Source organism: Halomonas sp. S3-1-1 (genome assembly GCF_023757625.1).
Classification (GTDB): domain Bacteria; phylum Pseudomonadota; class Gammaproteobacteria; order Pseudomonadales; family Halomonadaceae; genus Vreelandella.
Genome location: NZ_JALGBZ010000002.1, coordinates 460,587 through 475,424, shown reverse-complemented (window position 1 = coordinate 475,424; position 14,838 = coordinate 460,587). Strand labels below are relative to the sequence as shown.

General features: G+C 59.7%; 12 protein-coding genes. 5 read left to right on the top strand and 7 right to left on the bottom strand.

Annotated features, from left to right (window positions below; translation table 11 throughout):
* Positions 1 to 82 precede the first annotated feature (82 nt).
* From recB to MQW23_RS07265, 3 genes are all read left to right on the top strand, one after another.
* Entirely contained in the window at positions 83 to 3,739 is a 3,657-nt protein-coding gene (gene recB, locus MQW23_RS07275; RefSeq protein ID WP_252107198.1) for an exodeoxyribonuclease V subunit beta, read from the top strand.
* Positions 3,736 to 6,027 carry an exodeoxyribonuclease V subunit alpha gene (gene recD / locus MQW23_RS07270; protein WP_252107197.1) on the top strand — a complete coding sequence of 764 codons (2,292 nt, stop codon included), beginning with the start codon at positions 3,736 to 3,738 and terminating at the stop codon, positions 6,025 to 6,027. Before recB ends, recD begins: the two co-directional genes overlap by 4 nt.
* Before the next feature lie 117 nt (positions 6,028 to 6,144).
* On the top strand, positions 6,145 to 6,900 hold the full coding sequence (locus MQW23_RS07265) for a phosphatase PAP2 family protein (RefSeq protein WP_252107196.1): 756 nt from the start codon (positions 6,145 to 6,147) through the stop codon (positions 6,898 to 6,900).
* Between the two features lie 187 nt (positions 6,901 to 7,087).
* On the opposite strand, the gene MQW23_RS07260 is transcribed toward MQW23_RS07265, so the two are convergent.
* The 4 genes from MQW23_RS07260 to MQW23_RS07245 all read right to left on the bottom strand — a co-directional run bounded on the left by MQW23_RS07260 (position 7,088) and on the right by MQW23_RS07245 (position 10,680).
* The gene (locus MQW23_RS07260) at positions 7,088 to 8,026 is read right to left on the bottom strand and encodes a 5'-nucleotidase (RefSeq protein WP_252107195.1); all 939 of its coding nucleotides are present in this window, start codon (positions 8,024 to 8,026) and stop codon (positions 7,088 to 7,090) included.
* 280 nt (positions 8,027 to 8,306) lie between these two features.
* Positions 8,307 to 9,119 (bottom strand): SIR2 family protein, encoded by an 813-nt coding sequence (locus tag MQW23_RS07255; protein ID WP_252107194.1) that lies wholly within the window; start codon positions 9,117 to 9,119, stop codon positions 8,307 to 8,309.
* On the bottom strand, positions 9,116 to 9,661 hold the full coding sequence (locus tag MQW23_RS07250) for a non-canonical purine NTP pyrophosphatase (RefSeq protein WP_252107193.1): 546 nt from the start codon (positions 9,659 to 9,661) through the stop codon (positions 9,116 to 9,118). Before MQW23_RS07250 ends, MQW23_RS07255 begins: the two co-directional genes overlap by 4 nt.
* An 11-nt stretch (positions 9,662 to 9,672) precedes the next feature.
* Positions 9,673 to 10,680: an adenosine deaminase family protein gene (locus MQW23_RS07245; protein ID WP_252107192.1), complete on the bottom strand. Its 1,008-nt coding sequence runs from the start codon at positions 10,678 to 10,680 to the stop codon at positions 9,673 to 9,675.
* A 604-nt stretch (positions 10,681 to 11,284) separates the two neighbouring features.
* Between MQW23_RS07245 and MQW23_RS07240 the strand changes: the two genes are divergently transcribed.
* Together MQW23_RS07240 and MQW23_RS07235 are read left to right on the top strand one after the other, a co-directional pair.
* Positions 11,285 to 11,779 carry a hypothetical protein gene (locus MQW23_RS07240; RefSeq protein ID WP_252107191.1) on the top strand — a complete coding sequence of 165 codons (495 nt, stop codon included), beginning with the start codon at positions 11,285 to 11,287 and terminating at the stop codon, positions 11,777 to 11,779.
* A gap of 26 nt (positions 11,780 to 11,805) precedes the next feature.
* Entirely contained in the window at positions 11,806 to 12,015 is a 210-nt protein-coding gene (locus MQW23_RS07235; RefSeq protein ID WP_252107190.1) for a hypothetical protein, read from the top strand.
* Between the two features lie 126 nt (positions 12,016 to 12,141).
* Here MQW23_RS07235 and MQW23_RS07230 read toward each other — a convergent pair whose 3' ends face one another.
* The 3 genes from MQW23_RS07230 to MQW23_RS07220 form a co-directional block, all read right to left on the bottom strand.
* The gene (locus tag MQW23_RS07230; RefSeq protein WP_252107189.1) at positions 12,142 to 12,624 is read right to left on the bottom strand and encodes a hypothetical protein; all 483 of its coding nucleotides are present in this window, start codon (positions 12,622 to 12,624) and stop codon (positions 12,142 to 12,144) included.
* Between the two features lie 123 nt (positions 12,625 to 12,747).
* The gene (locus MQW23_RS07225; protein WP_252107188.1) at positions 12,748 to 13,272 is read right to left on the bottom strand and encodes a hypothetical protein; all 525 of its coding nucleotides are present in this window, start codon (positions 13,270 to 13,272) and stop codon (positions 12,748 to 12,750) included.
* A 93-nt stretch (positions 13,273 to 13,365) separates the two neighbouring features.
* On the bottom strand, positions 13,366 to 14,709 hold the full coding sequence (locus MQW23_RS07220) for a carboxylesterase family protein (RefSeq protein WP_252107187.1): 1,344 nt from the start codon (positions 14,707 to 14,709) through the stop codon (positions 13,366 to 13,368).
* Between the last annotated feature and the right edge of the window lie 129 nt (positions 14,710 to 14,838).

Below are 14,838 nucleotides of genomic sequence, written 5' to 3'. Positions count from 1 at the left end.
CCTTTTGATCCCCTCAAACCATCGCGATATAGTGCCAAACCTGCGCCTCCGGGCGCCTTTTCCCGCCGCGCCCGGAGACCTCATGAGCCAACCCGCCCCGCTCGACCCACTGCGCCTGCCGCTACACGGCAGCCGCTTGATCGAGGCCAGCGCCGGCACCGGCAAGACCTTCACCATCGCGCTTTTATACGTGCGCCTGGTGCTGGGCGGGCACGCCACCGACGACGACACCGCCTACCAGCGCCCGCTCACGCCGCCGGAAATTCTGGTGGTCACGTTCACCAACGCCGCCACCCAGGAGCTTCGCGAGCGTATTCGCGCACGGCTGGTAGAAGCCGCGGCAGTGTTTCGCGGCGCCCAGGACGACGACCTGCTGTGTGAGCTTCGCGCCCAGTACGATGAAGGCGCCTGGCCCGCCTGCGCCCGGCGGCTGGAATTGGCCGCCGAGTGGATGGACGAAGCGGCGGTATCGACCATTCACAGCTGGTGCTACCGGATGCTGCGCGAGCACGCCTTCGACAGCGGCAGCCTCTTCTCGCTGAACCTGGAAAACGACCAGCGTGAGCTCGAGCAGGAGGTGGTGCGCGACTACTGGCGCACCTTCTACTACCCGCTGGATGTCGAGGCCCTGGGCCATATCACCCGCTACTGGGCATCGCCGAAAGCGCTGCATGAAACCCTTACACGGCTGCTGGCGGAGTGCGAGGCGCTGGGAGAGCCGCGCCCGGCCCCCGAAGTGACCCTGGCCGCGGTGGAGGCGCAAAAGCGCGAGGCGTTGGCGGCGCTAAAAGCCCCATGGCCTGAATGGCTCGACGAGCTGGTGCCGACACTGGAAGAAGCAGCGAAGGCCAAGGCGTTCAAGGGCCAGAGCTTCAACGCCAAAAGCCGCGCCAACTGGCTGGGGGCACTCAAGGAGTGGGCCCAAAGCGACCAGGAGCGCCCGGCGCTGACCGATGCCGCCTGGAAACGCCTGACGCCGGAAGGCATGGCGGAGATCTGGAAAGAGGGCGAGCCGCCCTGCGGAGAGGCCTGGCAGGCGCTGGGGGCGCTCAAGCCCGCCCTCGATACATTACCCGAGCCCCACAGCGATCTTCTGATTCACGCCGTGCAGTGGTGCAAGGTGCGCCTGGAGCGCGAGCAGCAGCGCCGCGCCGAAATGGGCCCTACGGAGCTTTTGACCCATCTGGACCGGGCACTTCAAGGCCCCAACCGTGAGGCGCTGGCCGCCCAGATCCGCCGCCAGTTTCCGGTGGCGCTGATCGACGAGTTCCAGGACACCGACCCGGTGCAGTACCGTATTTTCGACGCGGTCTACCGGGTAGCGACCCCAGGCCGCGACAGCGCGGTTCTGCTGATCGGCGACCCCAAGCAGGCGATCTACGCCTTTCGCGGCGCGGATATCTTCACCTACCTGCAGGCCCGCCAGGACACCGACGGCCGCCACGTGACTCTGTCGACCAACTTTCGCTCGACCCGCGCCATGGTCGAGGCGGTCAACCACTGTTTCCGCTACGCCGACGCGCACCCGCGCGGCGCGTTTTTGTTTCGCGACGCGCACGGCGACAACCCGCTGCCGTTTCTGCCGGTGGACGCCCGGGGCCGCAAGGAGCAGCTGGTGCACGAAGGCACCCCGCTTGCCGCGATGACGCTCTGGCCGCTTTCAAGGGACGAGCCGCTGTCCAAAACCGCCTACCAGACCGAGATGGCCGAACGCTGCGCCTCTCATATGGCTGCGCTGTTGGACGCGGGCCGCCGCGGCCAAAGCGGCTTTGAGAGCGAGCAGGGCCTGACGCCCCTGAAGCCCTCCGACATGGCGGTGCTGGTCAACGGCCTGAGCGAGGCGCGCGCGATTCGCCTGGCGCTTGCGAGCCGCGGGGTGAAAAGCGTGTACCTGTCGGACCACGACAAGGTGTTTGCCTCACCCATGGCCGCCCAAGTAGAGCGGTGGCTGCGCGCCTGCGCCGAGCCGCTGGCAAGCTCGCGCCAGGCCGAAGCGCACCTGAGAGCCGCACTGGCCACGCCCGCGCTGGGGCTGTCACTATCCGAGCTCGACCACCTGCAGCAAAACGAGCTGGCCTGGGAAGCCCGCGTGGTGCAGTTCGGCCACTACCACCGCCTGTGGCAGCGCCAGGGGGTGCTTCCGCTGGTGCGCCGCCTGATGGCGGACTTCGAGATCCCCGCCCGGCTTCTTGCCGAGTTCGAGGACGGCGAGCGCTTACTCACCGACCTGCTCCACTTGGGCGAGCTTTTACAGCAGGCAAGCCAGGAGCTCGACGGTGAGCACGCCCTGATCCGCTTTTTGATGGAGGCCATTGCCGACCCGGATAGCCAGAACGACAGCCATAAGCTGCGCCTGGAAAGCGACGCGGACCTGGTCAAAGTGGTCACCATCCACAAGTCCAAGGGCCTCGAGTACCCGCTGGTGTTTCTGCCCTTCATCCAGAACCACCGACCGGTGAAGGCGGACGACCTGCCGCTTCGCTGGCACGATGCTGACGGCCAGCTGCGGCTCAGCCTGAACGCCGACGAGGACGTACTGGCCATTGCCGAGCGCGAACGGCTGGGCGAGGATTTACGCAAGCTGTACGTGGCGCTGACCCGCGCCCGCCACGCGACCTGGCTGGGCCTGGCGCCGCTGAAGGAGGGGGAGGCGAGCGCGGTGGGGTATCTATTGAACGCGGGCGAGCCCATCGACCCCGCCGCGCTGGTCACGGCGCTGGAAGCGCTGGCGAAAGGCAGCGATATCCACGTGGCCGAGCCGCCGGCGCCCACCGCGCTGCGGCTGGCCCCGGCGCTGGATAGCGAAACGCTGGGCCACGCCCGCGTGCCAACGCGACCGGCCCGCGAGCACTGGTGGATCGCCAGCTATTCGGCGCTGCGCCTTTCCGGCACGCTCACCGCGCCTTCGAGCGCGCCGCTGGAGCCCACCACCGCCCAGGAAGCCACCGCGTTCGAGGTGCTCGATGAACCCCAGGACCTGGCCGAGCCTCAGGCCTTTCACCTGCACAAGTTCCCCCGCGGGCCTGGGCCTGGCACCTTTCTGCACGGCCTTCTGGAGTGGGCGGGCCGCACCGGCTTCTCTACGGCGCTGGAAAATAGCGAGGCCTTCGAGGACATGCTCTGGCGCCGGGTGCAGCTTCGCGGCTGGCAGGTGTGGCAAGCGCCGCTTTCCGGCTGGCTAAAGGCGCTGTTGGCCACGCCCCTGCCGCTTGGCGGGGCGCAAAGCGTGGCGCTGACCGAGCTTAGTGATTATCAGGTGGAGCTGGAGTTCTGGCTGGCCGCGAAAGCGGTGGATACCCGCCGGATCGACGCGCTGGTGAGCCGCCACCTTTTGCCCGGCCACGCCCGCCCGGCGCTGGACCGAGACACGCTCAACGGCATGCTCAAGGGGTTCATCGACCTGGCCTTCGAGCACGACGGCCGTTTTTACGTGCTGGATTGGAAATCCAACTACCTGGGGCCGACGGACGCCGCCTACGAGCAGGAGGCACTACGCCAGGCGCTGCTGGAAAAACGCTACGATCTGCAGGCCGCGCTCTACCTGCTCGCCCTGCACCGGCTGTTAAAAGCGCGCCTGAGCGACTACGACCCGCACCGCCACTTGGGCGGCTCGCTCACCGTATTTTTGCGCGGCAGTTTAAGCTTGGGCCGTGGCGTTTACGCCGAGCCCGCGCCCATCGCGCTGATCGAAGCGCTGGACGCCCTGTTCACCGGCGCCCCCCTGGAGGCCACCGCATGAGCCGCAAGGACACGCAAACCTTCGATCTTTTCGATGCGCCCCAAGCGGACGAGCCCGCCCCGCGCGAGCCCAGCGCCGATGCCGCGCCCGCCGCAACCACCGCGCCGCACGCCGCCCTTGTTGAGCCCCAGGCGCTGCTCGATCTGCTCGAGCGCTGGGTGGCGCGGGGCTGGCTGCGCGATCTGGACCGGGCGCTGGCGCGCTTTCTGCTGACCGAAGCGCCAGACGCCCCGGCGCTTTTGCTGCTGGCGGCGGCACTTGCCAGCCATCAGCTCGGCCGTGGACACGTGTGCCTGGAGTTGGCCGCCACCCTGGAAGCGCCGGATTTCGCCCTGTCGCTGCCGCCGGAAGGCGACGACCTGATCGAGCCGCCCCTGCTGCCAAGCGCGCTGCTCGACACCTTGACGCTTGCCGAGTGGCAGGCCGCGCTCGATCACCCACTGCTGGTAAGCACTGGCCCCGGCAACACCCCGCTGGTCGTAAGCGACACGCGCGTGTATTTGCGCCGCTACTGGCAGTACGAGCAAACCCTGCACGCGGAAATTGCCACCCGCCTCACCGCAAACGAAGATGTAGTTGAGCTGGCGAATACGGGTAGGAGCCCAGTTCACTGGGCGATGGATGACGCCAGTCATCCCGATCACGCCACAGCAGCCAACCTTCTTCCCCGGGCCCTAAACACCCTCTTCACCAATACCCAAACCCTGGACTGGCAAAAAACCGCCTGCGCGCTGGCCGCTCGCCGCCGCTTCGCCGTGATTACCGGCGGCCCCGGCACCGGCAAAACCACCACCGTGGTGCGCCTGCTTGCGCTGCTGCAAACCCTGCGGCTTTCACACGCCCCGGAAAAGCCGCTACGTATTCGCCTGGCCGCGCCCACCGGCAAGGCCGCCGCGCGGCTCAATGAATCCATCGCCGGTCAGGTCAGCGGCTTGCCCACCGCCGCGCTCGAGACGCTGCTGCAAGAGCAGGTTGAAGGCGCTCTTGAAGGCGCTATTCCCGTCGAGGTCACCACCCTTCACCGGCTATTGGGTGCGCGCCCCGACACCCGCCACTTCCGCCACGGCCCGCACAACCCGCTGGCGCTGGACGTGCTGGTGATCGACGAAGCCTCGATGGTGGATATCGAAATGATGACCGCCGTGCTCAGCGCCCTGCCCTCGAACGCGCAGCTGGTACTGCTGGGCGATAAGGACCAGCTCGCCTCGGTGGAAGCCGGCGCGGTGCTGGGCGAGCTGTGCCGCCGCGCCGAGGCTGCCCACTACACCCCGGCAACCGCTACCTGGCTTGAAACCGCCACCGGCCAGCCGATACCACCGGAGTACATCGACGAACACGGCCAGTCGCTGGACCAGGCGATCACCATGCTGCGGGTCAGCCACCGCTTCAATGAGCAAAGCGGCATCGGCCAGCTGGCGAAGGCGATTAACCAGCCCGGCCACGCCATGAGAGAGCGTGACAAACAGCAGGCGGTGAACCAACTACTGCGCCAGGGCTACCCGGATTTACAGCACCGCGTGCTGGGCGGCGCGAGCGGCCAGGGGGACGCGACGCTGGACGCGCTGGTGATCGACGGCAGCCCCGCCGGCTTTGCGCAAAACGGCGAAGGCCGCACCGACCACAAGGGCGCGCCCGTGGCCCCGCCCACCGGCTACCGCCACTATTTGAACGTGCTGAACACCCAGCGCCCCGAAGGCGCCTCCTTCGAGGCTGACCCGTACGCATTCGACGCCTGGGCCGGCCAGGTGCTGGCCGCCTACGGCCGCTTTCAGCTTTTATGCGCGCTGCGCAAGGGCCCCTGGGGCGTGGAAGGTTTGAACCCGCGCATCGCCCACACCCTGCGCCGCGAAGGCTGGCTGAGCGCCAACGACGTCACGCTGGAAAAAGGCTGGTACGAGGGCCGCCCGGTGCTGGTCACCCAGAACGACTACGCGCTAAAGCTGATGAACGGCGACATCGGCATTACGCTGGCCGTGCGGGACCCGCGCGCGCCCGGCCAGTCGCTGTTACGCGTCGCCTTTCCGACGAGCGACCCGGCACACCCCATCCGCTGGGTGCTGCCTTCGCGCCTGCACTCGGTGGAAACCGTGTTCGCGATGACCGTGCACAAATCCCAGGGCTCCGAGTTCGTGCACACGGCCCTTCTGCTGCCCGCCACGATCAACCCGATTTTGACGCGCGAACTCGTCTATACCGGCATCACCCGCGCCCGCGAGTGGCTGACCGTGGTGGAAGCCAAGCGCGGCATTTTGAATGAAGCGGTGGTGCGGGAAGTCATGCGGGCTTGATCCGGCCAGGTAGACAAGTTAAAACCCCACGACCGAATTCAAGCAAGACAACGTTCGGCCACAAAAAAACCGCATCGATGGAGGCGGTATAACATTATCAACGCAAGGGATTTGCCAATGACGTATCAAAAACGAATGGGCCACATGGGGCGACAGGCCTTTTCCATGTTGTCTCGGCTCGGCCGCCACGAACTCGCCCTGCTGCTGTGCCTGGCGGTCATTTCCGGCGGCATTTGGGGCTTCGTCGCGCTGGCCGGTGAAGTCATCGAGGGCGACACCCAGAGCTTCGACGAGCGCTTGCTGCTCGCCCTGCGTAATCCCGCCGACCTGAACGACCCGATCGGCCCGGGCTGGGTCGAGGAAATGGGCCGGGACTTCACCGCCCTCGGCGGGGTGGGCGTGCTGGTAATGCTCACGCTGGGGGCGCTGGGGTATCTGCTACTGGCCAGGCACTTTCGCGCCGCCCTGTTTGCGCTGGTGGCGGTGCCCGGCGGCATCCTGCTCAGCACCGTGATGAAGATGGGTTTTGATCGCCCCCGGCCGGATCTTGTGCCGCACGAAGCCATGGTCTACACCGCGAGCTTTCCCAGCGGCCACTCCATGATGTCCGCCGTGACCTACCTGACGTTGGCCGCACTCCTCATCCGCATCCAGCCCGCGCTACGCTTAAAAGCGTACCTGCTGATTCTGGCGATACTGCTGACCCTGCTGGTGGGCGTGAGCCGCGTCTATTTAGGCGTTCACTGGCCAACCGACGTGCTCGCCGGTTGGACCGCCGGCGCGAGCTGGGCCGCGATCTGCTGGGGCGTGATGCACTGGATGCAGGGGCGTGGGCAGATTGAGGCGGCTGAGAGTGAGCCGAGTACTGAATAAACCGTTTCTAGTGTATATAGGGCAACGTAATGTGTGTTGCCCTATATTTGGAAGCATGAATATTTGAGGCGAGTATTTCTTAAAGGGGATCAGCTATCGGCTAAGAGCGGACATCAGACGATAGTAATATAACATCTGAGTTGATACACAAAGTGAAGAAGCAGCGACTTAAATCCATTTTTAGCAATTACTCTTTAGACTTATTTGTAATACCAAAAGGTATGTGCACTGAAGGCGCAACTTCACTTGCGGTAGCCAGATGACCTGATTGATCGTCAAAGAAGATGTGCGGCTGAAGGACGTCTAACACCAGTTTTTTCTCAACGCCACCTAAAAAGAATGCATCATTCGCCATCACACCCCAGCTCTTCAGAGTATTAATGGCACGTTCGTGGGATGGAGCATTTCTCGCTGTGACAATAGAGACACGCAAACGATTCTTGTAAGTAGGATCGATTTTTCTCTTTTTCTCCTCGGCTATTTGGATCTTTGATATTCGAAGCAAGAACTCTTTGAGAGGGCCTCCGCCATGTGGCTCCATCACGTTAGCAGTTTCATGATCATGAAACTCAGTTAGATTTCGTTGTTGCATTACTGTTTCTGACGCGTCGTCAGCAATCACGCCATCAAAGTCGAAAGCGATTCGAAGGGTAGTGTCATTCGGATCATCAATCTTTTTAGACTCCATTACATAGCCAGCTGGAAACCCCTTGGCAATTGCCTCAAGAACATCACTTTTATTTGCCGAGAGAAATAGCGATATATTTAGAGCCGGAATGTAATCGTAGGGCGATAGACCCTGCTGAAATATTGCACGAGAAATAGAAAGCCCATGATGTTCTATGGATTTCATAACTCTAAGCCCTGTATCCGGGTCATTGCGAGACAGCAAAACCACTTCAATTAGTGGTCCAGCATCAACTGTGCTCAGGTCATTTAAGGAAAGAAGTCGCTTGATAAAAGAGAAGGAAAGCCCCTCGCCAAGAGGTTCGTCCTTATGGGCTTCTTGGTATTCTCGATATTTTTCTTCACCTTGAGTGCGGAAGACTTTGTCTGATTCAGACAAGTCAAACATGGCGCTTGATGCTACTCCTACAACAAGCCGATCTTTTAATTCGTAAGGCACAGATTCCCCCTTGATCGCTAACAGGTATTAGACGGCGCGTATTTTGATTAGATTGAAATGTCGGATCTTTCCTTAATTTCATATCCCATACTGCTCACAATATATTTTAAATGAGGTGTATCAAGACTGCTCAACAACAAAAATCAATCATGTTTCCGGCTATATAACATCAATTAACAGGCTGACTGGCTTTGGCGGATCGGCTACTTTGGGTTGGCACCTAACCACTTCGATCCATAGCTACCGTTCGCAAGCTCAGCATCGCCATATCGAATGGGTATTAACCGTTCAGATCGTGGCTGGTAACCAATTCTTGAAGAAAATCCGTGAGCGCTTTCTTGGGATTATCCTCTTCCGAGATGATCATCTCGATACCCCACTGTCCTAATACCTCCTGTGCTACAGGATTAGGTTTATTCGTAAAAACGTAAGACTTTGGCCTTGCAGATGATAGAACAGATCGTCCCCACATTTCCGTCAATCGATAAAACAAGAGTCGAATATTGATATCCGAGATACTGTATCCAATAAAAAGAACAGAATTCCCCAAAACGTCATTACTGAGTTTTATATCCAGCGGAGAGTCATAATTCAGTCGCTGAAAATAGCTGGTTTCATCGAGTACGATTGAATTCTCGTCATCGAAGTCTCCGTGGAATTTCACGATCTGACGCCGGCCTTCAGTGGCAGTTACGAGGTCAGCAACTTTTGCGATCTTGTCGTACGGCACATTGAACTTGTCATGGGCCATTTCAAGCCACCTATCATAATTGGTGGTGTAAATCCGTGAGAATCTTCCAATAGTAATCAGTCGATGAATCTCGGAGTTTGAGATGTCTTCACTGGGCCTGTCCCACTCGCGATCCATCCAGCTTCGAAGCGGGCCCAGAGTTCCCTTCTTTCTCTTGTAGTACTCCGCAAGCGCAAGCGGAGTCCCATAAGTGGAGAATATCTTCGGGTCATAACCCAGGTCTTGAGCAATGCGTTCGATTAGCTCGCTCCAAGTGGGTAAACCAAGGTTGGCAGACACTCCTGCGCCTACAAAAAGCATAAGTTTGCCGGCATGATGTGAACGCAGCAACTCGTCGTTCATCTTATTCCCCTATAATTTCTGAGGTATTCGGCAAACTGATCGAGAGCTTTGCGACGCATTGAAATTTTGTCTTTAGCCGGCCCCATTTCGGCGAAGGTTTTGTTGTGCCCTTTCGGGACAAAAACACAGTCCCATTGGAAGTCCGTTGGGCCAGCCGGTACGGGAGGAACAGTTCCTTCAATGGAGCCTGAGAAGAGGCGGATTTCACGTCCATCGCAATACCCAAGTACCGTTTTTGCGGTTACTTCGGCGTCGCCGAGACCTGCTACAAGCTTAACTAATCTATCTGCTTCCAGCTTGTCCCAGAATATTTGGGTCAACCCTGCAGGTAGCCCGTTAAGACCGTTTAGGTAGAGTCCTGTGTGCTCAACGAAAAGAGGCCGACCTATAGCTTCGAAGGCCTTGATCAACTTATCCCGCACCAAGCGCTCGACGTCTTCCGTCTGCAACTCTTCAATTTTCCGCGACACCGGCACGACATCTACCCCAACAGGGGCAAGAATTCGCTGCACCTCGTTGACCTTATGCTGATTACCGGACATGAATCGGATTTTCAATCTAGACCCTCTATGAATGAGAACCTTTTGGCAACCTCAAACTGTTGGTAGATATCACTAGCAGATAGTCCCTCAGTCATCGCTGCAGCATCATCGTCTGTAAGGCCTCGCTGATGAATTGCTGGGTTGTCCGAGCAAATGACAAAGGGAACTTGGTGACGTCGAAACTCTAGCAGAGGATGTTCCTCATCGTCAGGGACAGCTCCGGTGAGCCTGTTGCTTATTGGGCATACTTCGATGCAGATATCTCGCCTCGCCAAGAGATCTAACAAGTAAGGATCCTTGCTAGCGGCTGTTCCATGGCCAATACGGTCTGCACCAAACAATTTCACAGCTGCCCTAACGTTGTCCACGCGTCCGGTTTCGCCGGCATGTATAGTGATGCCTAGTCCAAACCTGTCTTTCGCCTTCCGATATAACGACGGCAATTCGCTGGGATAAGCAATTTCCTCGTCACCCGCCAGATCAAGCCCTACCACATCCTCTGGCTCACCAAGATTTTGATATGCCTGCAAAAGTGTGGACAGGGCAACCGAGCTGTAGTCGCCCCGGGTCACCGTGAGGATCAAACCTAGACGCATGCCAAATTGGTCAGCCGCGGCTCTGGACGACTCTATAAGGCGTTCCAGAGCTTGAGTAGGAGAGCTATTTTGCAGACTCGCAAGGTACAAAACGCTGCTGCGAAGTTCCACAAAGCGCACATTGTTTTCCGCGAGACTCGCAACGACCGCTAAGGTAAGACGATCCAAATTCTCGCGCTTTTTAGGAAAAAGACGCAAAACCTGCCAAGGAGTCAGGTATGACGCAAGTGACTGACATGGGGTGTACCGCACCAAGTCCCGCTCAATTAAAAAATCAGGCGGCAGCTCAGTTGATTCGTCGGCAAGGATGTTTTGAATGATCGACAACGGGATCGCTCCGTTCATGTGCACATGAAGTTCTCCGCGATCTCGCTCACAAAGTTTTGCAGTCAAGCTCTGGCGCAGCATCCCGTGCTCAATCATGTAACTCTGCATTTTTGCTGGGTCAACCTGCCTCTGATTCAATCGATACTCTTAGTCGCTAGCCATGAACACCGCGCAGAAAAGCTCGTTGCGGCGATGCTCGGAACTACCTGATCGTGGTCGGCTCTTTTGGGTCGAAATACGACATTTTCTTGAAGCTTTGTTCTCTCTAATAATCCAACACTATCAGTTAACTTAGGTTAGTCCTAGCACAGCGACCTAGCTTTTAGTCGATAGCAAACGCTCTACGGCGCGAGTGAAGCCCCGCTTCAGTGCTATCGCTTACCTCACTATAATTCATGTGGCCGTACTCACCTGCGCTTTGCCTACTGGTTGATGGCGAAGACACAATAGGTGAGCCAAAATCCGCAGCTTCCTCACACGACGCTAGCTCTACTATCCAGCTGAATCGCTTACCAAGCACAGCTAATGAAGCCCACCCTGAAGGCACTACACTAGCGTTCCATTGAATATATTAGCCCCATCTATATTATGTTCTGGTTTCACCGGATCACGATGATGCGGGCCGTTTTGCTGTCGGTGCATTGAGTACGCTGCGCCAACAGCTTCGACCTACCGTCAAAACCACTAAGGAAACCCCGCAATGAAACCCTTCGTGATAGCAGTGGGCCTGCTGGCGTGCTCCACCACTACCGCTTTTGCGCAGGACCGTATGGATAGCGGTTTGGCCTATTTTCGGGACTACTGCCTGAAACCCGGCGGCAATCTGGAAAAGTCGATAAACCGGCTGTCCAGCTCTGATATTTTCGGCGATAAACTCAGCATGGGGTCGGACCTCACCTATGTCAGCTACACCGGCCCAAACGGCATCAACGCCTCGGTGCTGATCGGCGCCTCGTTTACGAACGATAAATGCACCATCATCATGACCAGCGTGGACGAGCCGATGGCGCAGAGCGAAGCGCTGGCGGCCGCCCTGGCGCAGGCCGCCGGTGCCGAGTTCACGCAGTGGGAGGCGTTCGAGGATTTTGGCAACGGCGGCTTTGGCTACAGTGATGCCCAAGGGGATGTGGTCGTCGCGCCAGTGACCACCGGTATTACGGGCGACTATGTGCACCTGAGCTTCTACCCACAGTGATTCCGATCTCGCAAGCGCCTCTAACCGTGCTACTCGTCATCTGGCAGATCATCGCGGCAATTGGCGTTGTCGTTCTTGCACTGGCGCACAAGGATGGAGCAAAACGTCCGTTCTTCCGACGCCATACGATTGTTTATGGCCTGATCTGGCTGATCGTCACGCCCGTGGCGGGCACCTATCTGCTGCTGACGCTGGCAGGGTGGGCGGCAATGCTATGGATTTGGATTCAGCGATAACGTCAGTTGAGCCTCTGATGACGCATTCACGACCTGCCTCGGGCGCTTTACCGAAGCAGATCCATATCAATAAGGCTCGCTCGAAGCTTGAGACCTTGCATAGTTTTTTGGGCTTGGCAGCGGTACTTAGCCTGCCGCGTTGATGCTGGGCATTTCGCCCACCAGGCGATAATGCTCGTTGTTCACCAGCTCGACGAAGCGCTTGCCGTTTTTCACGTGGCGAATGTTGATCTCGCTGTCCTTGGTGTAGCGGTGGCCAATGGTGATTGCGTAGGAGTTGAACGCCCAGCTCACGAAGCCCTTGAAGAACAGCGCGGTATCCAGGTCGCGCCACTTCACGCCACGGCTGCCCTTCTGCCAAGGAAACACGCCCTCGTCGATCCACACGCCGGCCTCATCCACGAAAAGCCGTACGCTCCTCACGTAAATGACGTTGTAGATAAAGCTTACGATAGCCGCCACCAGCGCCACGTAGCTAAGCCAGGGTTGGTTCGCAAAGCCGGTAATGAGAAGCCCGATAGCCCCGACCACCAGCGCCATCAAGAAAGGCCTGAAATAGGCGAGCCACGAGAGTTTATAAACGTTCGAGCGATCGATGGTGTCCTGCATGTTCGTTCCTGGTTGCTTTAGCGTTGACTGTATTATTTTACCTGAATACAAACAGCGCAGTCGCGTTGAGCTGCATAACGCTAAAGAGCGCGGCGAACGCGCCGCGGCGAGCGGCGCATTGACTCACTCAGGATGACACAGGCGCTCGAGCTCTTCGGTAAAGCCCGGGTAGGTAAGGTGGGCATTATCGATGACTTCGAACACGCTCTGCTCGCGGGAGTGCGCGTGCTGGTGGGCAAACGCCTGAAAGGCGGCATTGGGCGTAGCGTTCGCATCGGGGTAATCCAGCGCCTCACGCGGGCCAAGCCCGCCGGCCAGCAGCCACAGAAAGTCGTCAAGATCCCGGGCGATCACGCCGCTTTCGCCTTCCGAGCCTAAAAACACGATCGGCTGCTGCTCGATGGGCGTTTGCGGCAGCACCATCCAGAACGCGGCGTAGCCGCCGCTGCCGTCCTGGCCGAAAACGCGAAACTGCGCGCCGGTGGCGTGCGGGTTGTCGGTCCAGGCCTGTAGCCACTCGGTGGTTTCCTCGGCGGTCAAGAATCGCGCGTAGGGTTCAAAATCAAAACCTTCGTCGATATCGAAACTCAGCTGATCGAGCATGGCCAGCCGTTCCGGTAACTCGGTATCCCAGTTGTCGATGCTCATGGTGTGCTCCGTTCGGTGGGTTATTTTTTGAGCCTGCGGTGGTGCGTAGGTTCATCAAACTCGATCAACGCCAGCGCCTCAACAACAGCGCCATTACTGCGCCTTCCACCACGCCAGTAGCTTAGGCTCCAGCTCGCCCTTCTCCGGCAGCTGGCCGCTTCTAGCAAAATTCGCCCAGAGCGTGCGCAGGCGCTGGCCGCACGCGTGAAGCTCATCCTCCGCCACGCCCTTGATGATATCCGCATCGCGCCAGCTCTGCGGCTCGCCCAACAGCAGCGGAAGCTCCAGCGTGTGGGCGGCGCCATAGGGCGCGCGGCCCTTGTTCCAGTCGAACCGGTAAACGAAGGCACGGCCACCGGCTTTGGCGTGGCGGCGGGCAAAGGCGTGGGCGTCATACCGGTACACCTTGCGCGTAGTGGCAGCGACCATGGCGCCGGTGAGCGGCGCGCCCAGAAACGGCATGTGGCGCAGGCGCGTCAGCCCCGGCGACATGACCAGAAACAGCGCGGTTTCTTCACAGGTGGTGCCGATGAACACATCGATATTCGCCGCTGCGCGCTGCCAGGCGGCGGGCGCCTGCTTCTCCTTCGGCAGCGGGTAGTGGCCGTACTGGGTCGAAAACGGCATGGCGGATTTAAGCCCAAAGCCCTGGGCGGTCTTGACGACCTTCGTTTGCAGGGCGAGCACCTCGCCCAGCGGCATGTCATCGGTGGCCGCGGCGGCCTGCTGGAACATTTTGGCGTTCATTTTCGCCCGTCCCCGGCTGATGCCGAGCGGCGCGCTCTGGATGATGGCACGCTGGAAAAGGCCTTCGGCGCCTTCGGCAATCATCAGGTGCGCCGCGGCGTCGCCCCCGGCGGAGTGGCCGAACAGCGTCACGTTGTCCGGATCGCCGCCGAAGGCTTCGATGTTGGCGTTAATCCAGCGCAGCGCCGAGATCAGATCGAGCAGCCCCAGGTTCGCCGGGCGTCCTTCCCCGCCGATAAACCCTAGAAGCCCCAGCCGGTAGTTCACTCCCACCACGATCACATCGTTTTCAAGTGCCAGCGGGCGGGTATCGAACACCGGCAGATCCGCCGTGCCGAACACGTAGGAGCCGCCGTGGATCCACACCATGACCGGGCGCGGCGTGCTGGAGGGGCTTTCCGGCAGCGTTACGGACAGGTGCAGCGCCTCTTCACTAACGACGAACTCCCCCGCACTCACGCCCAGGGCGTGGTTGAGCTCCGGCACGATATTCTGCGGCGCGGCGGGCGACCATTCGGTGGCGTGAATGGGCGCGCTCGAAGGCGGCTCGTCCACCGGCGGGCAGAAGCGTTCAACGCTTGCGTAGCGGATGCCGGTGGCGCGAATCGCGCCGCGGTCAGTCCAGCCGATGATCTCGCCGGCGGGGGCGGTGAAGCACGGGGCGTCTTGCAGGGTATCAGTCGTCGGCATGGGCATCCTGTTAGGCTCTGTCTGAAAAGTGTCTGCGCTCGACAATACGGCGTTAAAAATTGGCTCAGAATGCTCATTTACTTAACGTAAACTCCGCTTCTTCGCCAATTTTTGCCTTGTCTTGCCTTC

What these genes read in the sequence shown, in the direction of transcription:
- recB (WP_252107198.1), top strand. Translation starts at nt 83, where the DNA reads ATGAGCCAACCCGCCCCGCTCGACCCACTGCGCCTGCCGCTACACGGC.
- recD (WP_252107197.1), top strand. Translation starts at nt 3,736, where the DNA reads ATGAGCCGCAAGGACACGCAAACCTTCGATCTTTTCGATGCGCCCCAA.
- MQW23_RS07265 (WP_252107196.1), top strand. Translation starts at nt 6,145, where the DNA reads ATGACGTATCAAAAACGAATGGGCCACATGGGGCGACAGGCCTTTTCC.
- MQW23_RS07255 (WP_252107194.1), bottom strand. Translation starts at nt 9,119, where the DNA reads ATGAACGACGAGTTGCTGCGTTCACATCATGCCGGCAAACTTATGCTT.
- MQW23_RS07250 (WP_252107193.1), bottom strand. Translation starts at nt 9,661, where the DNA reads ATGTCCGGTAATCAGCATAAGGTCAACGAGGTGCAGCGAATTCTTGCC.
- MQW23_RS07245 (WP_252107192.1), bottom strand. Translation starts at nt 10,680, where the DNA reads ATGATTGAGCACGGGATGCTGCGCCAGAGCTTGACTGCAAAACTTTGT.
- MQW23_RS07240 (WP_252107191.1), top strand. Translation starts at nt 11,285, where the DNA reads ATGAAACCCTTCGTGATAGCAGTGGGCCTGCTGGCGTGCTCCACCACT.
- MQW23_RS07230 (WP_252107189.1), bottom strand. Translation starts at nt 12,624, where the DNA reads ATGCAGGACACCATCGATCGCTCGAACGTTTATAAACTCTCGTGGCTC.
- MQW23_RS07225 (WP_252107188.1), bottom strand. Translation starts at nt 13,272, where the DNA reads ATGAGCATCGACAACTGGGATACCGAGTTACCGGAACGGCTGGCCATG.
- MQW23_RS07220 (WP_252107187.1), bottom strand. Translation starts at nt 14,709, where the DNA reads ATGCCGACGACTGATACCCTGCAAGACGCCCCGTGCTTCACCGCCCCC.